Source organism: Streptomyces sp. NPDC059787, assembly GCF_042732315.1.
GTDB classification, from domain to species: domain Bacteria; phylum Actinomycetota; class Actinomycetes; order Streptomycetales; family Streptomycetaceae; genus Streptomyces; species Streptomyces atrovirens.
The window spans coordinates 48317-71114 of the sequence record NZ_JBHWHX010000021.1 but is presented as its reverse complement, the minus strand read 5'-3'; the positions used below and the strand labels follow the sequence as shown (position 1 = coordinate 71114).

At 71.2% G+C, this 22798-nt stretch carries 17 protein-coding genes; 3 read left to right on the top strand and 14 right to left on the bottom strand.

What is annotated here, in order from left to right:
- Nucleotides 1-101: 101 nt before the first annotated feature.
- The 3 genes from ACFV5H_RS21055 to mshB form a co-directional block, all read right to left on the bottom strand.
- On the bottom strand, nt 102-2357 hold the full coding sequence (locus tag ACFV5H_RS21055; protein ID WP_385196630.1) for a hypothetical protein: 2256 nt from the start codon (nt 2355-2357) through the stop codon (nt 102-104).
- Between the two features lie 194 nt (nt 2358-2551).
- Nucleotides 2552-2965, bottom strand: a complete 414-nt coding sequence (locus tag ACFV5H_RS21050) for a DUF6113 family protein (protein ID WP_385196628.1) — start codon at nt 2963-2965, stop codon at nt 2552-2554.
- Nucleotides 2962-3819: an N-acetyl-1-D-myo-inositol-2-amino-2-deoxy-alpha-D-glucopyranoside deacetylase gene (gene mshB / locus ACFV5H_RS21045; protein WP_385053136.1), complete on the bottom strand. Its 858-nt coding sequence runs from the start codon at nt 3817-3819 to the stop codon at nt 2962-2964. Before mshB ends, ACFV5H_RS21050 begins: the two co-directional genes overlap by 4 nt.
- Nucleotides 3820-4132: 313 nt before the next feature.
- Between mshB and ACFV5H_RS21040 the strand changes: the two genes are divergently transcribed.
- Nucleotides 4133-5131, top strand: a complete 999-nt coding sequence (locus tag ACFV5H_RS21040; protein WP_385196626.1) for an intradiol ring-cleavage dioxygenase — start codon at nt 4133-4135, stop codon at nt 5129-5131.
- 354 nt (nt 5132-5485) lie between these two features.
- Complete coding sequence (locus ACFV5H_RS21035; RefSeq protein ID WP_385196623.1) at nt 5486-7366, top strand: hypothetical protein; 1881 nt, start codon at nt 5486-5488, stop codon at nt 7364-7366.
- Nucleotides 7367-7600: 234 nt separating this feature from the next.
- On the opposite strand, the gene ACFV5H_RS21030 is transcribed toward ACFV5H_RS21035, so the two are convergent.
- Together ACFV5H_RS21030 and ACFV5H_RS21025 are read right to left on the bottom strand one after the other, a co-directional pair.
- Nucleotides 7601-9034, bottom strand: a complete 1434-nt coding sequence (locus ACFV5H_RS21030; protein WP_385053144.1) for an amidase — start codon at nt 9032-9034, stop codon at nt 7601-7603.
- 261 nt (nt 9035-9295) lie between these two features.
- Nucleotides 9296-9490, bottom strand: a complete 195-nt coding sequence (locus ACFV5H_RS21025; protein WP_030145837.1) for a hypothetical protein — start codon at nt 9488-9490, stop codon at nt 9296-9298.
- 185 nt (nt 9491-9675) lie between these two features.
- On the opposite strand from ACFV5H_RS21025, the gene ACFV5H_RS21020 reads away from it, so the two are divergent.
- The gene (locus ACFV5H_RS21020) at nt 9676-11814 is read left to right on the top strand and encodes a prolyl oligopeptidase family serine peptidase (RefSeq protein ID WP_385196621.1); all 2139 of its coding nucleotides are present in this window, start codon (nt 9676-9678) and stop codon (nt 11812-11814) included.
- 100 nt (nt 11815-11914) lie between these two features.
- On the opposite strand, the gene ACFV5H_RS21015 is transcribed toward ACFV5H_RS21020, so the two are convergent.
- The 9 genes from ACFV5H_RS21015 to ACFV5H_RS20975 all read right to left on the bottom strand — a co-directional run bounded on the left by ACFV5H_RS21015 (nt 11915) and on the right by ACFV5H_RS20975 (nt 22794).
- Nucleotides 11915-12964 carry an ABC transporter ATP-binding protein gene (locus ACFV5H_RS21015; protein WP_385053150.1) on the bottom strand — a complete coding sequence of 350 codons (1050 nt, stop codon included), beginning with the start codon at nt 12962-12964 and terminating at the stop codon, nt 11915-11917.
- Nucleotides 12957-13931, bottom strand: a complete 975-nt coding sequence (locus ACFV5H_RS21010; protein ID WP_385053153.1) for an ABC transporter ATP-binding protein — start codon at nt 13929-13931, stop codon at nt 12957-12959. The genes ACFV5H_RS21015 and ACFV5H_RS21010 overlap by 8 nt, the downstream gene beginning before the upstream one ends.
- 6 nt (nt 13932-13937) lie before the next feature.
- Nucleotides 13938-14918 (bottom strand): ABC transporter permease, encoded by a 981-nt coding sequence (locus ACFV5H_RS21005; RefSeq protein WP_385053155.1) that lies wholly within the window; start codon nt 14916-14918, stop codon nt 13938-13940.
- Entirely contained in the window at nt 14911-15834 is a 924-nt protein-coding gene (locus tag ACFV5H_RS21000; protein ID WP_385053158.1) for an ABC transporter permease, read from the bottom strand. Before ACFV5H_RS21000 ends, ACFV5H_RS21005 begins: the two co-directional genes overlap by 8 nt.
- A 6-nt stretch (nt 15835-15840) precedes the next feature.
- Nucleotides 15841-17466 (bottom strand): ABC transporter substrate-binding protein, encoded by a 1626-nt coding sequence (locus ACFV5H_RS20995; protein ID WP_385196619.1) that lies wholly within the window; start codon nt 17464-17466, stop codon nt 15841-15843.
- 206 nt (nt 17467-17672) lie between these two features.
- Nucleotides 17673-18803 (bottom strand): ABC transporter ATP-binding protein, encoded by a 1131-nt coding sequence (locus tag ACFV5H_RS20990; protein WP_385053164.1) that lies wholly within the window; start codon nt 18801-18803, stop codon nt 17673-17675.
- A 27-nt stretch (nt 18804-18830) separates the two neighbouring features.
- Nucleotides 18831-19892 carry an ABC transporter ATP-binding protein gene (locus ACFV5H_RS20985; RefSeq protein ID WP_385053167.1) on the bottom strand — a complete coding sequence of 354 codons (1062 nt, stop codon included), beginning with the start codon at nt 19890-19892 and terminating at the stop codon, nt 18831-18833.
- Nucleotides 19893-19903: 11 nt separating this feature from the next.
- Nucleotides 19904-20881 carry an ABC transporter permease gene (locus ACFV5H_RS20980; RefSeq protein ID WP_385053170.1) on the bottom strand — a complete coding sequence of 326 codons (978 nt, stop codon included), beginning with the start codon at nt 20879-20881 and terminating at the stop codon, nt 19904-19906.
- Nucleotides 20882-20994: 113 nt separating this feature from the next.
- Nucleotides 20995-22794 carry an ABC transporter substrate-binding protein gene (locus ACFV5H_RS20975; protein WP_385053172.1) on the bottom strand — a complete coding sequence of 600 codons (1800 nt, stop codon included), beginning with the start codon at nt 22792-22794 and terminating at the stop codon, nt 20995-20997.
- Nucleotides 22795-22798: the final 4 nt, after the last annotated feature.

The window sequence follows — 22798 nt, the reverse complement described above, 5'->3', positions numbered from 1 at the left end:
CTCTCTAATTTTGGGGGGTGCGGGGCCGGGGGGGGGGGCTCTTCTACCCGGGGGGGGGGGGCCGGGGCCCCCCCCGCGCCCCCCCGCCTCCGCGCGTCACGTCAGCTCGGGTTCGTCTCGATGACGGCGACGCGGTCGGTCTTGCTGGTCAGTGCCAGGCGGAGGGCGCCGTAGACGTCCTGGGGGGTGACCGGGGTCTTCTTGCCGTTGCCCCGGGTGATGAGGACGCCGTCGAACGCCTGGCCGTACAGCTCCTCCAAGGCCTTCAGGTCGGGCTTCTCCGCCAGCTTGCCGTTGACGGCCTGGACCCCGAGGAACTTCCACAGCGAGTTCTCGGGGCTCATCGGGACCGAGTGCGCCGCGTCGGTCTGCACGGTCACGATGTCCGACATCGCCGGCTCGGCGAACTCCTTCATCATCCGGTCGACCTCGGCCTTGGTGACCTTCGGCTGCTGGGCGGCCGTCGGGACGTTCACCGTGGCGGACTTCCCGGTCTCGACCTGGGTGCGGTACGCCTCCGTCACCACGTCGGCCGCCTTGGCGACGTCGATGCCCTGGCCGCCCTTGGGGTACACCGGGACGGCCTTGCCGGACTCGAACCTGATCGAGCCCTCGGTCACCGAGCCGGAGCCGCCGGCGGCGTTCTCCAGGGCGGCCTGCAGCTTCTCCTCGTCGACGGGCATGACCGGCTCGACGACGCGCTCGTTGCCGATGAGGGAGCCGATGACGTTGACCGGGTTGTAGTCGCTGCCGGCGGCCCCGCCGACGGTGGCGTCGGTGTCGAACTGCAGACCCGCGTTGTCCGGCTCCAGTTCGACGGTCTTGCCGTCGACCGACAGCTTCAGCGGCTGGTTCAGCCGGTCGTCGAGGGCCCCGTCGAGCTTCTTGACGGCCTCGTCGCGGGTGCCGCCGCCGATGTCGACGCCGAGCACGGTGGTGCCCTTCGGGACGTCGGAGCGGTTCATCAGCAGTCCGGCGCCGTAGGCGACACCGGCGAGGAAGACCACGCAGCCGCAGAGCAGGACGAGCTTGTTGCGCCCCTTCTTCTTCGCCGGCTTCGAGGAGCTCGCCGGGGGCGTGGAGACCGGCTCGGGCAGTTTCGGGGGCGTGTGCGTCCGGGGGCCGTCGGCCGGGGCGCCGGGGGCGTTGAAGTCCGCGCCCGGCGGGACGACCGGGATGCCGCTGGTGACGGTGTGCCCGGAGACGTTGTCGTGGCGGGGGCCGTAGCCCGGGGTGCCGGGCTGGGCGGGCCGCTGCGGGGTGAGGATCGCGGTGTCGTCGCTCAGACCGCCGCCGGGGACGCCGGGGCTGCCGCCCTGGTCGGCGAAGCCTGCGGGGGCGCCCTGGGACGCCTGGGCACCGGGGCGCGCGGGGGCGCCCCGGCCCGTCTGACCCGCCTGACCGGACTGACCGGACTGGGCACCGGGGCGGACCGGGAGGGCGGGGAGGCCCGAACCGCCGGGAACGGCGGGAGCGCCGGAGCCCTTGCCCGCCTGGCGGGCGACCGGACTCGAGCCGGTCGCCGGTCCGGTGGTCGGGCCCGCGGGACCCTGCGGGCCGCGCTGACCGGACTGGGGAGTGCGGGGAGCCTCGTCCGTGAAGAACGGCAGGTCGTCGCGGCGCGGCTCGTCACCGTGTCCCGCGCCCGGGCGCGCGCCGGGGCCCGCCGGCCCGGCGGCCAGCGCCTCGGTCACGTCGAAGGAGCCGGTGCCGCCGCCGTGCCCGGGGGCCACGGGCCCGCCGGTCGCACCGGTCGCGCCGGTGGGTCCGGAACCCTGCGTGCCGCCGGAACGGGAACCGCCCGGCGCGCCCATGGAGCCGACGACGCCGCCCGGCCGCGCGCCACCGGGCGCGGAAGGGGCCTTCGGGGCGCCGCCCGCGGCGGGAGCCGAACCGCTCGGAGCACCGGCCCCGTTGGCGGAGCCGCCGGCCGGACCGCCCTTGCCTCCGCCCGACTTGCGCGGCGCGAACCAGTCGCTGGCCGGCTTCTCCTCGGCCGACGGCCGGTCGGACCGGTCGGACTGTGCGGGCTGGGCGGGAGGCTCGGCCGCGTCGGCGGCCGGGACCGGAGACGGCGCCGCCGCCTCGGCGTCAGTGGTACCGCTCTTACCCTCCGCGTCCGTGACGGGCTTGCGCACGACGACCGGCGGAATGGGCCGCGATCCGGGGATGTTGATGCGGATCCGCGTGGTCAGCGTGGTCTCGGTCTTGCGTTCCTCCGGCCGCGCGGCCGAACGGCCCGCGTCCGTACCCTCGTCCGGAATCGCCGGAATCCCGTAGGGCGGCGTGCCCGACGGGTAGGCGGCTCCGCCGCGCCCGTTGGGCCCGGAGGACGGAGTGTCAGTTTCACGACTCAAGGCAGGTTCTCCCGGTTGGCTCCGCCGCCCGTCACGACCTCACGGTGGGAGTCCTCCCAGCTCGGGCGAAGCCGAGGGTTCGAGGGAGGCTCGGCGGCGCGCACCACCTTACTGGCCATGTCCGGCCCGTATCCCAGTACCGCCGGGGAAACCCACACCGGACCCGCACGCCCATGACACGGCGAAGTGGTACGTCACTTGCCAAGTCGGGCGGGAGGGCCGTCCGGTTGCCGTCCGGAGACGAGGGTGGCGCAGATCACAGCCGCGGCGATGCCGCCGAGGAGGAAGAGATAGGAGCCGCCGCCCGCGGCGAACAGGAAGTCGCCTTCCGGACGGCTGGTGGTGAGCAGGATGACGACGAGCATCCAGCCGCCGGCGGCCCAGGCGCCCCCGGCCCGGCTGCGGAGCGCGCGGGTGGCCCCCAGGACCAGCCCCGCCTCGGCGGCGAGGGCGAGCAGCAGCCCGCCGGGGAACCACGCGGGCTGCACCAGCGCCCCGGCCGCACCGACCACGGCGCCGAGCAGGAACAGCCCCAGACAGGCGGCGACCCGTCCGGCGGAGGGCGGCCGCAGCGGCTGGGTGAGCACGGAGGGCGACCGGTCGCTCACGACGCCTCCCCGATCCCGGCGAACAGGTCGCCCTCCCGCTCCTCGGGACGTTCGCCGCGTACCAACTCGTAGTACTCGGTGGTGAAGAGCGGCTGGGCGAGTTCGTTGGAGAGCACGAAGTACGGTTCGGCCACGGTGATCTGGGTGACGTGGGCGCGCATCGCGGCGGCCTTGGCGGCGGCGTACGCGGTGCCGTCGATCGCGGTGGTGACCTGCTCGTCGTCGACGACACCCGGTACGTCGCCGAGGGTGCCCGCCTTCTCGAAGGGCAGGCCGGGCAGGTCGCCGTCGAGGCGGGCGAAGGACTTCTCGGCGACGGACCGGGGCACCCGGTTCCAGTAGACCTTGGGGACGTCCCAGCCCCGCTCGGCGGCGAGTTCGACGGCGCGCATGGCGACGCGGTGGGCCTGGATGTGGTCGGGGTGGCCGTAGCCGCCGTCGTCGTCGTAGGTGACGAGGACCTGGGGGCGGATCTCGAGGATCACCTCGGCGAGCAGCCCCGCCGCCTGGTCGACGTCGGCCTGCCAGAAGCAGCCGGGGTCGTCGTTGTCGGGCAGCCCCGTCATCCCGGAGTCGCAGTACCGCCCGGCCCCGCCGAGCAGCCGGAAGTCCTCGACCCCCAGCGCCCGCATCGCGTCCTTCAGCTCCCCGAGCCGGTGCCCGCCGAGGGCGGCCCCGCTCAGGTGCCCCAGCTCGGGCGGGATGACCTCGCCCCGCTCACCGAGCGTGCAGGTGACCAGCGTCACATGGGCGCCCTCGGCGGCGTACCGCGCCATGGTCGCGCCGTTGTTGATCGACTCGTCGTCCGGGTGGGCGTGCACCAGCAGCAGACGCCGGTCGGGGAGTTCCGTCATGGGGTCCACCCTATGAGGCCGCGTGCTCGTCCCCGTGGCGCGGGAGACCGTCCACGGGCGGATGTCGTCGCATACGGCGCCGACGCCGGGTCCGGCACCGGCCGGAAGGCCGACGCGGCTCCCCGGCACCCGCCCCGTGACCTCACCGGGCGCGGTCGCCGGCCGGTCCGCCCTTCCCAGCCGGCGCACAGGCGGCACCGAGCGGGGTCATGGATTCCGGTGCCAGGCTGCCCCTCGGATCGGCAACGGCGCCCCGCTCACGGGGCCCGATGCGGACCTCACGGACCTGTCACCCTCCGACGGAAGGCATCCGATGCGCAAGCCCAAAGCCGATCAGACACCCCACGGCCCCGCCTACCAGGGGCGCCTGCTTCCGAACCCCGAGGAAGAGGTCGTCGACCAGGGACTCGGCTTCGACCTGGGCACCCTCTCCCGCAGGCGGGCCCTGTCCTTCCTCGGAGGGGTCGGTGGCATGGCGGCGCTGGCGGCGTGCGGCTCGGGCTCCAGCAGCGGCACGGGGAAGGCCGCCGCCTCCGCGTCGTCGTCCGGCCTCACCGAGATCCCCGACGAGACCAACGGCCCCTACCCCGCGGACGGCACCAACGGGGTCAGCGTCCTGGACAAGGACGGAATCGTCCGCCAGGACATCCGCTCGAGCTTCGGCGACTCGACGACGACCGCTCCGGGCATCCCCCTCACTTTCGAGTTCACGGTGCTGGACATCGTCAACGACGGCAAACCGCTCGCCGGCGCGGCCGTCTACGCCTGGCAGTGCGACCGGGACGGCAACTACTCCCTGTACTCCAGCGGGATCGAGGACGAGAACTACCTGCGCGGCGTGCAGGTCGCCGACAGCGACGGCCGGGTCACGTTCGTCAGCGTCTTCCCCGCCTGCTACCCGGGCCGCTGGCCGCACGTGCACTTCGAGGTCTATCCCGACCTCGACTCCGTCACCGACTACGACAAGCGTCTGTCGACGTCCCAGATGGCCCTCCCGAAGAACATCTGCGACACCGTCTTCGCCACCGACGGATACGAGTCCTCCGTCGAGAACCTCTCGCAGCTGACCCTCAAGACCGACAACGTCTTCGGCGACGACGGCGGGGTCCACCAGCTCGCCACCGTGAGCGGGTCGGTGAAGGCCGGCTACACGGCGAAGCTGACCGTCCCCATCGACACCGGCACCGAGCCCACCGGCGGCAACGCGCCCGGCGGCGGAGGCGGTCAGCCGCCCAGTGGGGCGCCGACCGACGGCCCCCCGCCCGGTTCCGCTCCTTCGGGCAACCCGGAATCGCCGGCATCCGGCAACTGACCTGGAGCCGGTCGGCGAGGCGGTGGGCCAGGAAGGCCGCGGACCGTCGTACGCCCTCGGGCGGCAGGTCCGCGGTCGGCGCGCGGCGTACGGCGGCAGGGGTGACGTCCCGCTCCGGCCAGGCGGCGGCACCGGGGGCCAGGTGGGCTGCGTCGCAGGCCGGGAGGAACAGCCGGGGCTCGTGGCGGTGGAAGTCCGCCAGGCGGCGGCACCGGGGGCCAGGTGGGCTGCGTCGCAGGCCGGGAGGAACAGCCGGGGCTCGTGGCGGTGGAGGTCCGCGAGGAGGCCGGTGGCGGTCGGGCAGGGCGGGGAGCACCGAACCGGCCGGACCACGCGTGTGGCCATAATGCGCGGGTGCCCAAACATCCCGTGCCGTTGCCCGCCGAGCACATACCGCCCGGCACCGCCGACTGGCGGACTCCCGACGCCCAGCGCTGGCTCGCCGCCGCGCCCGCCCGGTGGGCTCACCCTCTGTGGGCGCTCCTGGCATTGGCCGTCTCGCTGGTGTGGGACGTGGCGGCGGCTCCCGTCGCTCCCTGTACGTCCGCCGAGCCGTGCGGCACCGACTGGCCGGGCCTCGGGACGGTCGTCGTGCTGGTGCCGACCCTGTACTGGGTGTGGCGGCAGCCACGGCTCGCGCTCGCGGGGCTCGCGGCCGTACTGACGGGGCTCGCCGTGGAGGACGGCTTCACGGCGGCGTTCGGCCAACCGTCCGCGCTCACGTTCCTCGTGGCCGTCGCGTTCACCACCACCGGGCTCGTCCACCGGCTGGCCGTCGCCGGGCGGCAGCGGTCGCTGGCCCTGGAGGCGGCCGGGCCGGTCGCACAGCCGCTGCCCGCCGCCGCGCGGACGTTCCACCGGGGCCGGATCTCCTTCGTCCTGGCTGTGCTGTCGCTGGCCGTCGCGGGGTTCGGCTTCTGGCAGGCCCAGCAGGTCGTCCACGCGTACGAGGAGCGGGCCGCGGGCGCCACGGAACTGTCCGGACGGGTCACGGCCCTGGACCGGGGCGACGAAGACGCCGACGTCCTCACGGTGACGGCCGACGGGCTCACCCATCGCTTCGAGACGGCCTACCCCGAGGACTTCCCCGTGGGCAGCCGGGTCGACATCGTCGTGGACGGCGACTGGGCGGCGCTGGTCGCGGAGCCGTACGACGTCTTCGGCTGGGAGCTGCTGGTGCTGGGCGGCTCCGTCGCGGGGCTGGTGTTCCTCGTGAACGGCGTGGCCGGGCGGACGCGTTCGGAGCGGCTGCGGCGCGGGCCGCTGCCGGTGCTGCACGTGCTGGTGCGCGAGGGCCACGACGACGGCCGCACCTGGGTGTTCGCGGCCGACGACCCGGAGGGCCTCCGGCCGATCCTGCACTTCCACTCGCTGTACGTCTCCGAGGACGAGGACGACGAGGAGGACGGCCGCGACGCGGGCGACGGCCCCGCAGCCGGCGTCGAACTCGACAGGCTCACGGAGATCCTCCGGGGCGGGGGCCCCACCCCGCCGCTGCGGGAGGCCGTCCTGTACGGCGTCCCCTACGCCGGCGCCGAAGTCGCCTTCGTCTCGCGCGACGACGCGGACGACGCCGAGGTGGCGGTGGAATGCAGCGTCACCGCGGTGAAACCGGCCGTCCGGGGGTGGGTGGAGCGCGGGCCGCAGCGCCGTGGGCGGGAGAGCCCGCAGCGGTCCGTCGACGAGGTCGCCACCGGCATGACGCTCACGGCGGGCCCGCGGGTGTGGAGGGCTCACGGCTTCTCGCGTGCGGTCGGCCTCGGTCTGCTGCTGGTGCAGGGCGGCGGCACCTGGGCCGCGCTCGACGAGGGGCCGTCGTGGACCTGGCTGTGGTTGGCCGTGGGCCTGCCGTGGCTGGTGACGGCCGTGTCGACGGCACTCACCTGGCGGATCACCGCCGACCGTGACGGATTGTGGGTGACCGGGGCATGGCGTGTGCGGCGGGTTCCGTGGAACGTGATCACGTCCGTGCGGCACTCCGACGACGGCGTCCGCGTCGGCCGGGCCAAGGACTCCCCCGTGGAGATCTCCCCCACCGGCTGGGCGTGGCTGGAGCGCCGTCTGGGCCGCGAGCCGGGTGCGGAGCGCGTCGCCGAGGAGGTGCGGGCGCTGCTGCTCCGCCCGGAGCTGAGACCGCTGGAGGAGGCGCCGGTGGGGCAGCAGGGTATGCCGGTCGGGCCTCCGTTGGTGGCCCTGACGGTGCTGTGGGGCGCGGCGGTGCTGCTTCTGCTCTGACGGACGGCGGGGCGGTGCCCGGGGAGCGGGCGGGCCCGGTGATCCGGTTCCGGGCCGGGGACGCGGAATGTTCCCCACCTCGCCTCGCCGTGGCGACACGCGGTCGGGGAGGCCGCACTCCGCCGAAAACGTGAGCAGTCGGCAGAGCAACGTCACCCAGGCGCTCAAACGAGCAGGTCGAAGACAGTGAGGGCTGAGATGCTCACGGTTTTCGTCAGCATCTCCCCGCCCCCCTCAGACGTCCCGGAGCCGCCGGAACGGCCGGTCCGCCTCCAGGGCGAACGCCAGCTCCAGCAGGGTCCGTTCGGCGCCGGGGCGGCCCGAGAACATGACGCCGACGGGCAGCCCGTCCGGTGTCGCGCTCGCGGACGGCAGCGAGAGCGACGGTGTGCCGACGACATTGTCGACCGGGGTGAACGCCACGTAGTTCAGGAGCCGTTCGATCAGCGTGGCGTACGGGACGGTCGGGCTGAGGTGGCCGATCCTCGGCGTGGTGTGGGCCAGGACCGGGGAGAGGAGCACGTCGAGGCCGCGGAACCCGGCCGCGTACGCCTCGCGTGTGCGCTTCAGTCGGCGCAGTACGGCCGGCGTGGTACGCCAGTCCCTCACGTACGTTTCGCGCAGGCCCCGGCTCAACCCGTCCATGCGGCGGCGGTCGAAGTCCGTGCCCAGCGTCCTGCCGGTGACGCCGATCAGGAACGACAGCATGCCCCAGTAGGTGAGGAAGTCGTCGGTGAAGTGCGGGTCGATGGAGAGCTCCACCGGTTCCACGGTGTGACCGAGCCGCTCCAGGCGCTGGGCCGTCTCCGTCACCGCCGCGCGGGTGTCGTCGTCGGAGCGGACGCCGTTCGGGGAGTCCACCAGGAGCCCGATGCGCAGGCGTCGCCCCGAGGGGCCCTCGACCAGGCCGACGGGCGGCAGCTTCGGGTTGCGCCAGTGCTGTTCCGCCGCCGCGAGGAACGCCGCGCTGTCGCGTACCGAGCGGCTGACCACGCCGTCGACGACGAGGTCGATCGGCAACTGACGCCCCTGCGCGTTCGCCACCATCCGACCGCGGGTCGGCTTCAGTCCGACGAGGCCGCAGCAGGCGGCGGGGATCCGGATCGAACCGCCGCCGTCGTTGGCGTGCGCGATCGGTACCGCGCCGGCGGCGACGAGTGCCGCGCTGCCGCCGGACGAGCCGCCCGCCGAGTGGTCCGTGTGCCACGGGTTGCGGACGGGTTCGGCGCCCTCGTACTCCGTGGTGGGGCTGAACCCGAACTCGGGCAGCCGGGTCTTGCCGAGCACCGTGACGCCGGTGCTCAGGAACTGGCGGGTGAACGGGGCGTGCCGCCGGGCGGCGCGGGGTGCGAACGCGGCGCTGCCGTGGCCCGTGGGCAGCCCCCGGTAGTCGGTGTTGTCCTTGACGAAGGTCGGCACACCGCTCAACGCACCGTCCACGCCGTGCGCCGGGACGTCGAGGTGCGTCTGGACCGCGTTGAGCCGGGACTCGACGGCCCTGACCCGGGCCACCGCGTCACGGGCGGCCTCGGCGGCACCGACCTCGCGCCGGCGGATCGCGCGGGCGAGGCCGACCGCGTCGTGGTCGCCCAGGGCGTCGTCCCGGAAGACGTGCACCCTGGTCCGCTCCTCGCTCCGTTCCTTGCCCTGTTCCTGGGAAGTCGTCACCGTCGGCTCCGCCCTGCGCGCGTGGATGATGGCCCCGCCATCATTCCCTACCGACGGGTAACGGGCGAGGGGGCGACGGGCGCGAGTCGGGAGGATCGCCCGCTCCGGCCGTCGCCGACGGCCGGCTCCCCGCCGGGCGCCGCCGGTCCGGACCCCACGGGACCCGGCACGGACAGGGAGGGCGGGAGGGCGGGCAGGACGTGGACTCCGGCTGAGTCCCGGGACGCTCCTCGGGACCCGGCCGGAAGACGGGACAGCCGCTCAGAAGTTGATGCTGCCGATCATCCCCGCGATGTTCGTCGTCAGCTCGCTGATGGTCGGGGCGATCGTCGACGAGGCGAGGTAGAAGCCGAGCAGCATGCACACCACGGCATGCCCTGCCTTCAGGCCCGACTTCTTGACCAGCAGGAAGACGATGATCGCCAGCAGCACCACCGCCGAAATCGAGAGTGCCACGGCGGTTCACCTCCAAAGGTCCCAGGGCGCGGGGGTAAGGGGACGTAGGAACATGGGGGCAGGTAAAGCGACACAGCAGCCAGCAGGTTCATACCCACTATGCGCTAACGATCATAACTATCCGTACGTGCGCATCGGTCGGCGCACGGCCGCACAAGGGGGCGCATGGCCAATATGGTCAAGGCATGACGACCGAGACCGACTCCTTCCCCCGACGGCACGCCCGTACCCTGCGCTTCACGCTCGGCGCGCCGCGTTCGTTCAGCGTGGCTCCCGACGGCTCACGTGTCGCGTTCCTGCGCTCCGGTTCCGGTACGGACCGGGCCAATTCACTCTGGGTCCTCGATACGGAAGGGGGCGGGGAGCGCGTGGCGGCCGACCCGCGCGCCCTCCTGGGCGGGGCCTCGGAGAACCTCTCCGCCGAGGAGCGCGCACGGCGTGAACGGAGCCGTGAGGGCGGCTCCGGCATCGTCGGCTACGCCACCGACGCCGCCGTCGAGTTGGCGTCTTTCGCCTTGTCAGGGCGGCTTTTCACGGCCGAACTGCGGGCCGGGACGGCACGTGAACTGCGCGTGCCGGGGCCGGTGATCGACCCGCGTCCGTCGCCCGACGGGCGGTACGTCGCCTACGTCTCCCGGGGCGCGCTGCGCGTCGTGGGGGCCGAGGGGGCGGACGAACGGGCCCTCGCCGGCCCGGAGTCGGAGGGCGTCACCTACGGTCTGGCCGAGTTCGTCGCGGCCGAGGAGATGAGCCGCTCGCGGGGCTTCTGGTGGGCTCCGGAGTCGGACCGGCTGCTGGTGGCGCGCGTGGACGACACGCCGGTACGGCGCTGGTGGATCTCCGACCCGGCACATCCGGAGCGGGAGCCGCAGCGGGTGGCGTACCCGGCGGCGGGCACCCCGAACGCGGACGTCCGGCTGTTCGTGATCGGCCTCGACGGAACGCGCACGGAGGTCTCCTGGGACCGGGCGCGCTACCCGTATCTGGCACATGTGCACTGGTCAGCGGCGGGTGCCCCGCTGCTCCTCGTCCAGGCGCGCGACCAGCGCGCCGCGCTGATCCTGGCCGTGGACCCGGACTCCGGGGCGACCCGGATGGTGCACGCCGACGAAGATCCGATTTGGCTGGAACTTTTCCCCGGGGTGCCGTGCTGGAGCCCTTCCGGGCAGTTGGTCCGGATCGCGGACGAGGGGGGTGCGCGACGACTCGCCGTCGGTGAACGACCGCTCACCGGAGCGCAGTTGCACATCCGCGCCGTACTGGACGTCTCCGACGACGACGTGCTGGTCTCGGCGTCGGCGGGCGAGGAGGCCGCCGACCCCGAGATCGGCGAGGTGCACGTCTACCGGGTGAACGAACTCGGCGTGGAGCGCGTCTCGCAGGAGCCCGGTGTGCACTCGGCGGTACGCGCCGGGGGCGTGACCGTACTCGTCTCGGCGGTCCCGGACCGGCCAGGTTCGCGGGTCCAGGTGCTGCGTGACGGGAAACCGACGGCGACTGTCCCCTCGTACGCCGAAGACCCCGGTATGTCCCCCCGCGTGACGCTGACCCAGGGGGGCGCACGCAAAATTCCGTGCGCCGTGCTTATGCCCCGGGACTACGCCGGTGACACCCCTCTGCCGGTGCTCATGGACCCCTATGGCGGCCCGCACGGGCAGCGGGTGCTCGCCGCCCACAACCCGCACCTGACCTCGCAGTGGTTCGCCGACCAGGGGTTCGCGGTGATCGTCGCGGACGGGCGCGGGACGCCGGGCCGCTCGCCCGCCTGGGAGAAGTCCGTCCGGGACGACATCGCCGCCCTCGTCGTCCAGGACCAGGTGGACGCCCTCCAGGCGCTCGCCGCCGACTTCCCGCTCGACCTGGACCGGGTCGCCGTCCGGGGCTGGTCCTTCGGCGGGTACCTGGCGGCCCTCGCCGCCCTGCGCCGGCCCGACGTCTTCCACGCGGCCGTGGTGGGCGCCCCGGTCACCGACCTGCGCCTGTACGACACCCACTACCAGGAGCGCTACATCGGCCACCCGGACGAGCAGCCGGAGGTCTACCGCCGCAACTCGGTGATCGACGACGCGGGCCTGGTCGACGCCGCCGCACCGCACCGCCCGATGATGATCATCCACGGCCTCGCGGACGACAACGTGGTGGTCGCCCACTCCCTGCGGCTCTCCTCCGCGCTGCTGGCGGCCGGCCGGCCGCACGAGGTGCTGCCCCTGTCCGGTGTCACCCACATGACCCCGCAGGAGGAGGTCGCCGAGAACCTGCTCCGGCTCCAGCTCGGCTTCCTCAAGCGCTCGCTGGGGATCACAAACGGGGACGAACCGCGTTAACACGCACGCAACTTCACGGAAGCGGTACCGATATACGGACACGGCACGCTGATCAGCGTACGGCCGTGCGGGTGCCGTAAGCGGGCCGGGGTGCGCCATGTCACCCCGGCCCGTTGCCGTGTCCTTCCACGGGCACCGGGACCTTCTCCTCCGCGAAGTGGCAGGCCGAGTCGTGCGCCACCGGCCCTCCGGCCGTACGGAACCACTCGGGCACCGCGAGCGCCGGCACCTCCAGCGCGCAGCGCTCCCGCGCCTTCCGGCAGCGGGTGCGGAAGCGGCAGCCGGACGGGACGTCCGTCGGCGACGGCACGTCACCGCTGAGGATGATCCGCTCGCGGTGTTCCCCGGCCTCCGGATCCGGTACGGGCACGGCGGAGAGCAGGGCCTGGGTGTACGGGTGCGTGGGGTGCTCGTAGATCTCGGTCTCCGTGCCGGTCTCCACGATCCGCCCCAGGTACATCACCCCGACCCGGTCGGAGATGTGCCGGACGATCGACAGGTCGTGCGCGATGAACACGTACGCCAGACCGAACTCGGACTGCAGCCGGTCCATCAGGTTGACGACCTGGGCCTGCACCGACACGTCCAGCGCGGAGACCGGTTCGTCGGCGACGATCACCTCGGGGCGCAGTGCCAGGCCCCGCGCGATGCCGATGCGCTGGCGCTGGCCGCCGGAGAACTGGTGCGGATAGCGGTTGACGTACTCCGGGTCGAGGCCGACGACGTCCAGCAGGTCCTGGACCCTCCGCCGCCGGTCGCCCTTCGGGGCCGCCTCGGGATGGATGTCGTACGGCTCCCCGATGATGTCGCCCACCGTCATACGGGGGTTGAGGGAGGTGTACGGGTCCTGGAACACCATCTGGATGTTGCGGCGTACGGCCTTCAGCGCACGGCCCGACAGCCTGGTGATGTCCTCGCCCTTGTAGCGGATCGAACCGGCCGTCGGGCGTTCGAGGTTGACCAGCATCTTCGCGACCGTGGACTTGCCGCAGCCGGACTCGCCGACGATGCCCAGTGTTTCGCCCCGGCCGAGCGTGAAGTCCACGCCGTCGACCGCCCGTACGGCGCCGACCTGCTTGCGGAAGACGACACCCCGCGTCAGCGGGTAGTGCTTGACCAGGTCGCTGACCTCCAGGACCGGCTCAGCCATTCAGGCACTCCCTCCAGAAGTGGCAGGCGCTCCTCCGCGTCGGCGAGACCTCGTACGGCGGGGGTTCGTCGGTGCGGCAGACGTCGCGGGCCAGTGGGCAGCGGGGGTGGAAGGCGCAGCCCGGCGGAACGTGCGTGAGGTTGGGCGGCAGGCCCTTGATGGCGTAGAGCTCCCGGCCCTTGAGGTCCAGGCGCGGGACGGAGTCCAGCAGGCCTCGGGTGTACGGGTGTGCCGGGGCCTTGTAGATGTCGTGCACGGGGGCCGATTCGACGATCCGGCCCGCGTACATCACGGCGATGCGGTCGGCGACGTCGGCGACCACGCCCAGGTCGTGGGTGATGAGGATCAGGCCCGTGCGCAGCTCGCGCCGGAGTTCCGCGAGCAGCTCCATGACCTGGGCCTGGACGGTGACGTCGAGGGCGGTGGTGGGTTCGTCGGCGATGATCAGGGCGGGTTCCAGGGCCAGCGCCATCGCGATCATGATGCGCTGGCGCATGCCGCCGGAGAACTGGTGCGGGTACTGCCCGACCCGCTCCCGGGCGGCGGGGATGCGCACCCGGTCCATCAGCTCGACGGCCCTGGCCCGCGCGTCCTTGCGGGACATGCCCCGGTGCACGGTGAACATCTCGGCGAGCTGGTCGCCGACGGAGAGCACGGGGTTGAGCGACGACAGCGCGTCCTGGAAGATCATCGCCATCTCGGCGCCCCGGACCCTGCGGCGTTCGTCCTCCTTCAGCTTCAGCAGGTCCCGGCCCTGGAACAGCACCTCGCCGCCGGTGATCCGGCCGGGTGGCGTGTCGAGGATGCCCATGACGGCCTGCGCGGTCACGGACTTGCCGGAGCCGGACTCGCCGAGCACGGCCAGGGTCTCGCCCGCGTCCACGCCGTAGCTGACGCCGTCGACGGCCTTCGCGACCCCGTCACGGGTGTGGAACTCCACGTGCAGGTCCCGCACTTCGAGCAGCACGGTGGCTCACCTCAGCTTCGGGTCGAGGGCGTCGCGCACCGCGTCGCCGAGCATGATGAACGCCAGGACGGTGACCGCGAGGGCCCCGGAGGGCCACAGCAGCGCGTGCGGGGCGTTGCGGACGTACGGGGAGGCGGCGGAGATGTCGATGCCCCAGGAGACGCTGGGCGGCTTCAGACCGACGCCGAGGTAGGACAGGGTGGCCTCCAGGGCGATGTAGGTGCCGAGCGCGATGGTCGCGACGACGATGACCGGGGCGACGGCGTTGGGGGCGATGTGCCGGAGCATCAGGCGGGAGTGGGAGGCGCCGAGGGCCCGCGCGGCCTGGACGTAGTCGTTCTGTTTGACGGTGATGACGGAGCCGCGGGCGATGCGGGAGATCTGCGGCCAGCCCAGCAGCACGATGAAGCCGATGACGGGCCAGACGGTGTTGCTGGTGATGACCGACAGCAGCACCAGTCCGCCGAGGACGACCGGAATGGCGAAGAAGACGTCGGTGACGCGGGAGAGGACGGAGTCCCAGACGCCCCCGAAGAAGCCCGCCAGGGCGCCCAGGACGCTGCCCAGGACCGCGACGCCCAGGGTGGCGAGGACACCGACCGTGACGGACGTACGGGCGCCGTGGACGGTGCGGGTGTAGACGTCACAGCCCTGGCCGTCGAAGCCGAAGGGGTGGCCGGCCCGGGCGCCCTCCTGGGCCTTGGACAGGTCGCACTTGAGAGGGCTGCCGGGGGCGATCGCCGAGGGCCACAGGGAGATGAAGACGAGGAAGAGGATGACCAGGCCCGAGACGAGGAAGACGGGGTTGCGGCGCAGGTCGCGCCAGGCGTCGGACCACAGGGAGCGCGGCTTGTCCCGTGGTCCGGGGCCGCCTCGGCCCTTCGGCCGCTTCTCCAGGGGCCCGGCCTCCTCGACGCCCACGTCCACGGTGCCGCCGATGGCGGCCCCCGCGACGGCGGGCTCGGGTTCGTAGTGCTGCTCAGGCATAGCGGATCCTCGGGTCCAGTACGGCGTAGAGGAGGTCGACGACGAGGTTGGCGACCAGGAAGACCAGCACGAGCACGGTGACGAAGCCGACGACGGTCTGGGTGCTCTGCCGCAGGATGCCCTGGTAGAGCTGGTAGCCGACGCCGTGGATGTTGAAGATCCGCTCGGTGACGATCGCGCCGCCCATGAGGAAGCCGATGTCGGCGCCGATGAAGGTGACCACGGGGATGAGGGAGTTGCGCAGCAGGTGCCTCACGACCACCCGGTGGTGGGGCAGGCCCTTGGCGACGGCGGTGCGGACGTAGTCGGAGCGCCGGTTCTCGGCGATGGAGGTGCGGGTCAGCCGGGTCACGTAGGCGAGGGAGACGGAGGCCAGGACCAGGCCGGGCAGGAGCAGTTCGGCGAAGGGTGCCTCGGTGGAGACCGAGGGCCGGATCCAGCCCCACTCCACGCCGAGCAGCAGCTGGAGCAGCAGGCCGGTGACGAAGGTGGGCACGGAGATGACGACGAGGGTGAACAGCAGGACGCCGGTGTCGACGGGGCGGCCCCGGCGCAGGCCGGTGACCACGCCGAGGCTGACGCCGACGACGATCTCGAAGACGATCGCGATCAGGGTGAGGCGGATGGTGACGGGGAACGCCGTCGACATCAGCTCGGTGACCTCCTGGCCGTTGAAGGCCGTGCCGAAGTCGCCGGTGAAGACGTTCCCCATGTAGGTCAGGTACTGCTGCCAGACCGGCCGGTCGAGGCCGAACTCCTGCCGCAGCCGCCCCGCGGTCGCCCGGTCGCACCGGCGTTCGCCGCAGAGGCCCGCGATCGGGTCGCCCATCACGTTGACCATCAGGAAGATCAGCAGCGTGGCCCCGACGAAGACCGGGATCATCTGGAGCAGCCGCTGGACGACGTAGCGTCCCATGGCGGTTCAGCTCACCTTGATCTGGTCGTAGACGGGGACGCTGAAGGGGTTGAGCCTGACGTCGGAGAGGCGTTCGGACCAGCCGGCGCTGCCGTTCTGGTACCAGAGCGGGATGGCGGCCATGTGGTCGCGGACGACCTCCTCGGCCTGCTGGAACAGGCCGACGGCCTTGGCGGGGTCGGTCTCCCGGTTGGCCCGGTCGACGAGGTCGTCGAACTTCTCGTCGGACCACTTGCCGTCGTTGGAGGAGGCGTCCGTGTAGTAGAGCGGCTGGAGGAAGTTCTGGATGAGCGGGTAGTCCATCTGCCAGCCGGCGCGGAACGGGCCGCCCATCTTGCGGCCGGTGATCCGGTTGCGGTAGTCGGCGAAGGTGCCGACCGGTGCGGCGACACAGGCGCGCTCGTCGTCCAGCGCGTTGTTGATGGAGTTGCAGACGGCGTCGACCCAGGCGCGGTGGGAGCCGGTGTCCGCGTTGTAGGTGATGGTCACCTTGCCGCCGGGCAGCCCGCCGCCCTCCTGGACGAGCTTCCTGGCCTCGTCCGGCTTGTACGCGCAGTACTCCCCGCACAGGCCGGCCCGGTAGCCGCCGTCCTCGCCGAGGACCGGGGAGGTCCAGTCGGTGGCGGGGGTGCGGGTCCCGCGGAAGAGCGTGTCGGTGATCTGCTCGCGGTCGATGGCCATGGACAGGCCCTTGCGGACCTTCTCCGCGCCGGGTCTGCTCCAGGCGTCGTCGTAGTAGGGGAAGGCGAGGGTCTGGAGGATGCCGGCGGGGGTGTTGAGGTAGCGGTCGCCGAGGTCGCTCCTCACGTTCCTGAGCTGGGCGGCGGGGACGTCGTCGACCAGGTCGAGGTTGCCGGCCATCAGGTCGGTGTAGGCGGTGTTGCTGTCGGTGTAGACCTTGAGGTCGACGCCGCCGTTGCGGGCCTTGTCGGGGCCGGGGTAGTCGGACCGGGTGCGCAGGGACATCTGCGAGCCGCGGGTGTACGAGTCGACCAGGTACGGGCCGTTGCCGACGGGCTTCCTCACCCAGGCGTCGTGGTCGTCGAAGAAGGCGCGGGGCAGCGGGGCGAAGGCGTTGTAGCCGAGGGTGTCGGGGAAGGTCGAGAACTTCTGGGTGAGCGCGACGGTGAAGGTGCGGTCGTCGACGGCCTTCAGGCCGGACAGGGTGTCGGCGGTCTGCTTGCCGCCGTCCTCGGGGTGGACCTCGTCGTAGCCCTCGATGTAGCCGAAGAAGTACGCGTTGCGCTGGTTGTTCCTCAGGCTCGCGCCGTAGTTCCAGGCGTCGACGAAGGACCGGGCGGTGACCTTCTCGCCGTTGCTGAAGGTCCAGCCGTCCTTGACGGTGACGGTGAAGTTCTGCGAGTCGGAGGTCTCGATCCTCTCGGCGAGCATGTCCTTCGCCTCGCCGGTGACCGGGTCGTACCGCTTCAGGCCCCGGAAGATCATGTCGAGGACCTTGCCGCCCTGGACCTCGTTGGTGTTGGCCGGCTCCAGCGGGTTCTGCGGGTCGCCCCAGGAGGCGCTCAGTACGGCACCGGCGTCGTCGGCGCTGCTCTCGCCTCCGCAGGCGGTCGCGGCGAGGGCGACCGCCACCGCGCAGACGGCCCATCGGGCGTGCGTGGCTCCGCGCATCGGGTGCCTCCTCGTACGTGGGCTGGGTGCGTACGCCGATCCTTTACGTCAATATCGATGCAAAGGGTGCACGGCGCACATGTACGGCACCTGTACGAGGGGGACTCCAGCCGTATGTACGTATGAGACGCCCGAGAAGGGCAGCCGAAAGGGCACGGGTGCCGGAGTCCTGCGCTCCCGCACCCGTGCCCTTCAGAGGGTCGACGTCAGGCCTTGGCCACGTCGTTCTTCTCCAGCGCCTTCAGCCCCGGGTCCATCACCACGTCCTCGGCGCGGGCCTCGGTCGTGGGCTCCTCCGGGAAGTGGCAGGCCGTCAGGTGCCCCGGCTTGCTGCCCTCGATCCGGAGCAGCGGCGGCTCCTGCGTCGCGCACTTGTCCTGCGCCTTCCAGCAGCGGGTGCGGAAGCGGCAGCCGGACGGCGGGGAGATCGGCGAGGGCACGTCGCCCTCGAGACGGATGCGCTCCCGCTTCTCCGCGTCGATGTCGGCGTCCGGGACGGCGGACAGCAGCGCGTGCGTGTACGGGTGGCGGGGGCCGTTGTAGATCGAGTCGCGGTCCGCGATCTCCACGATCTTGCCGAGGTACATCACCGCGACACGCTGCGAGAAGTGCCGCACGATCGCCAGGTCGTGGGCGATGAAGACGAAGGCGATCCCCATCTCCCGCTGCACCTCCTGCAGCAGGTTCACCACCTGGGCCTGGATCGACACGTCGAGGGCCGAGACCGGCTCGTCGGCGACGATCAGCTTCGGCTCCAGCGCGATGGCCCGCGCGACACCGATGCGCTGGCGCTGACCGCCGGAGAACTCGTGCGGGAAGCGGTTGTAGTGCTCCGGGTTGAGACCGACGATCTCCAGGAGCTCCCGGACCCGCTTCTCACGGCCGCCCGGCGGGTTGATCCCGTTGATCTCCATCGGGCCCGAGATGATCGTGCCCACGGTCTGCCGCGGGTTCAGCGCCGTGTACGGGTCCTGGAAGATCATCTGGATCTCGGACCGGATCGGCGCCAGTTCCTTGCGGCCGGCCCGGCTGATGTCCTGGCCCTTGTACTCGATGGTGCCCGTGGTCGGCTCGTACAGCCGGGTCAGCAGCCGGCCGGTCGTCGACTTGCCGCAGCCGGACTCGCCGACGAGGCCGAGGCTCTCCCCAGGGAAGACCTCGAAGTCGACGCCGTCGACGGCCTTGACCGCACCGACGGTGCGCTTGATCGGGAAGCCGCCCTTGATCGGGAAGTGCTTCGTCAGACCACTGACCTTCAACAGCGGTGCGCTGTCACCGTCCCGCTGCTGCGGGACGGTGTCGGCGACCGCCGTGGTCGTCTTGCTGTTGTCGCTCATGGTGATGCCCCAGTCGCCGGTTTCCGCTCAGCCCAGCCGGGGCTGAATCGTCTCGATGAACACCTGCTGCCGCTGCTCCGCCGTCAGGTGACAGGCGGCGGCACGCCCCTGGGCGAGCAGCGGACGCTCGCCCGAACAACGCTCCCCCGAGACCTTGTCGGTGAAGCCGCACCGCGGGTGGAACGGGCAGCCCGAGGGCGGGTTGAGCAGGGAGGGCGGCGATCCCGGGATCGGCATCAGCGGCTCGTCGACGGAGGCGGAGAGCCTCGGCATCGAGCCCAGCAGGCCCCAGGTGTACGGGTGCTGAGGCGCCTTGAGCACCTCGCGCACCGAGCCGCGCTCCACGGCGCGGCCGGCGTACATCACCAGGATGTCGTCAGCCATGTTGGCGACCACACCGAGGTCGTGGGTGATCATGATGATCGCGGAGCCGAACTCCTGCTGCAGGTCCTTGAGCAGGTCGAGGATCTGCGCCTGCACCGTCACGTCGAGCGCCGTGGTCGGCTCGTCGGCGATGAGCAGGTCCGGGTCGCAGGAGAGCGCCATGGCGATCATGGCGCGCTGGCGCATACCGCCGGAGAACTGGTGCGGGTAGTCGTCGACCCGCTGCTGCGGGTGCGGGATGCCGACCTTCTGGAGCAGGTCGATGGCGCGCACCCGGGCGTCCCGCTTGGAGGCGCCGGTGTGCTTCATGAACGGCTCACCGATCTGCCGGCCGACCGTGTAGTACGGCGACAGCGCGGTCAGCGCGTCCTGGAAGATCATCGCCATCTTCTTGCCGCGCAGCGTCTCCAGCTGCTTCTCGCCGGCCGTGGTCAGCTCCTGGCCGTCCAGCGTGATCGACCCGTCGACGGCGGTCTTCTTGCGGTTGTGCAGGCCGAGGACGGCCAGGTTGGTCACCGACTTGCCGGAGCCGGACTCGCCCACGATGCCGAGGGTCTTGCCGCGCTCCAGGTCGAAGGAGAGCCCGTCCACCGCCTTGACGATGCCGTCGTCGGTGGAGAAGTGGACCTTGAGGTCGCGCACCGAGAGGAAGGCTTCCCCCGCGGCGGCGGCCGGAGCCTCTTCGGGCTTGGTCTGAGTGGTCACGGTGGGTTCTCCTAGGACAGACGCACGCGCGGGTCGATGACGGCGTACAGGGCGTCCACGATCAGGTTGAAGACGATGATGAGCGCGGCACTGACCAGCATGACGCCCATCAGCATCGGCAGGTCCTTGTCGATGACGGAGGACAGCGCGAGCCGGCCGAGTCCGGCCAGACCGAACGTCAGCTCCGTCACCATGCCGCCCGACAGCAGCGAGGACAGGTCGATGCCGAGGATGGTGATGATGGGGATGAGGGAGCCGCGCCAGGCGTAGCGGAAGAAGACGAAGTTGCCCGACATGCCCTTGGCGCGGGCCGCCTTCACGTGCTCTTCCTGGAGCTGCTCGATCATCGAGGAACGGCTCATACGAGTGTAGTTGGCGGTGAAGATGGTCGCCATGACGACCCAGGGGATCAGCAGGCCCATGAACCAGCCGCCGAGGTCCTCGGAGAAGGGCACGTACTTCGGCTTGTCGAGCCATCCGGTGCTGTAGACCAGGCCGAGCAGCACCAGCGGGCCGAGGAAGTAGATCTGCATGGAGCTGATGACCAGCGAGCCGGAGCTGAAGCTCTTGTCCACCCAGGTGCCGCGGTACTTCGCGGCGAGCATGCCGGCGCCGAGGCCGACGACGAGGAAGACCAGCAGGCTGCCGACGGTCAGCGAGAGCGTCAGCGGGAAGCGGTCGACGATGGTGTCCCAGACGTTCTGGTCGTTGGCGAAGGAGACACCGAAGCAGGGGGCGGCACAGTGACCGACGGCGAAGTCACGGCCGGCGAAGATGCCGATCAGGAAGTTCCAGTACTGGACGGTGACCGGCTTGTCGAGGCCGAGGTTCTTGTGGATGATCTCCAGCGCGTCCGGAGTGCAGTTCTTGCCACAGGCCAGCAGCGCCGGGTCCTGCGGGATCGCGAAGAACATGAAGAAGGTGAACGCACTGATCAACACCAGGATCAGCGCCGCGCCGAATGTCCGGCGAATGAGGAATGGAAGCATGGCAGGAAGCTGCTCTCAGGACGGCGGCAATTCGGAGGGTGAGTCTGGAGACGTCCGGGGCCCGGTGGTGGGCGCTCCGCCGCGCGCCCACCACCGGGATCCCGGGCCGGCGGTTACTTCTTGAGGAAGACCCGGGTGACGTCCACGTAGCTCGAGTCGGAGCTGTAGCGGATGCCGCCGACGTTCGAACCGAAGATCTGGAAGACCTTGGTGTAGTAGATCGGGGCGGCCGGGTTGACCTCCTTGGCGATGTACTCGCTCAGCTCGGTCCACGCCGTGGTGGCCTCGGCGGTGTCGGTGATCTTCAGGATGCGCTGGATCTCCGAGTTGACGTGGTCGTCGTTGATGTGCGAGTAGTTCGACGCACCGTCCTGGATCTGCGTGCCGTCGTAGAGCGGCGGGACGACCGTGGAGGCGGACGGCCAGTCCTGGCCCCAGCCGGTCATGTACAGGTCGTAGGTGTTCTTGACCTTACCGACCTGCTCGTACCAGGTGGCGCTGTCGATCTCCTTCTTCTGGATGTCGAGACCGATCTTCTCCAGGGCGTCGGTGATCAGGACGGCCTGCTGCTGGCGGACCGGGGTGTTGGCGTAGGCGTAGACGAGGCTCTTGCCCTCGAAGCCGCCTTCCTTGATCAGCTTCTTGGCGGCCTCGATGTCGCCGTTGGGCTTCTTCGAGCGGTTGAACGGGTCGAACGCCTCGCTGTAACCCGGAGTCGTCGGCGAGGTCAGGGAGTTGGCGACCTCACCGCCGTAGGCACCGCCGTCGGCCTTGAAGACCGAGGTGGAGGGCATCGCGAGGGCGATGGCGTCACGGAGCTTCTTGTCCTTGACGCGGTCCATGTTGAAGTTCAGCTGCCACACGTAGGGCGCGTAGCCCTGGATCGTGCGCTTCATGGCCTCCTTGTTGCTCACCACCTTCTGGAGCTGGGTGGTGGCGACCTGGCCCGTGAACATCATCGCGTTCTTGGCCTCGCCCTGGTCGGCCAGGAGCGTCTTGGTCTGGTCCTCGTCGTCGTGGTTCATCGAGATGTCGAAACCGTCGACGTACTGGTGACGCACGGAGTCGGACTTCGCGTCCCACTCGGTGTTCTTGACCAGCTTCATGGACTTGCCGGGCTTGAACTCGGCGATCTTGTACGGACCCGTGGCGACCGGGTCGGAGTCGTACTTCTCCTTGGTGTCCGTCTCCTCCGGGACGACGCTGTAACCGGGCATGGTCAGCATCTGCGGGAGGTCGGGCTGCGCGTCCTTGAAGTGGAAGACGACCGTCTTGTCGTCCGGCGTCTCCAGGACGTCGTTCGGCAGGTGCTTGCCCTTGAACGGGCCCGCGTACGCGTCGCGGTAGGTGGTGCCGGCGCCGGACAGCCACTGCTGCAGGTAGGTCGGACCGTCGGTGATGAACGTGTCGTACAGCCGCTCGATCGTGTGGCGGATGTCCGCCGAGTTGATCGGGTTGCCGTTCTCGTCCTTCAGGTCGTCCTTCAGGGTATAGGTCCAGGTCTTGCCGCCGTCCGAGACCTTGCCCGCGTCGGTGGCGAGGTCGCCCACGACGGTCAGGTTGCCCTGGTCGTCCTCGGAGTACTGGGTGAGACCGCGGTAGATGAGGCGGCTGAGCAGCTTGCCGTCCGAGACGTAGATCTGCCCCGGGTCCAGGTGGGAGAAGTCGTCCTCCTGGTAGACGGCCATGGTGCCGCCCGGCTGGGCGCCCGGGATCTCGGCGGCCGGACCGGTCGACGCCTTCACGTCACCGATCTGCACCGGCTTCGACTGCGACTTGGCGTCCTCTTTCTGCTTGCTGTTGTCCTTGGCCGGACTGTCGCTGCCGCCGCCACCGCAGGCGGTGAGGGTGAGGGCGCCGGCGGCGACCGCGACGATCGCGGCCGAGGCGGCACGGTTACGGAAGATGCTCATGGGG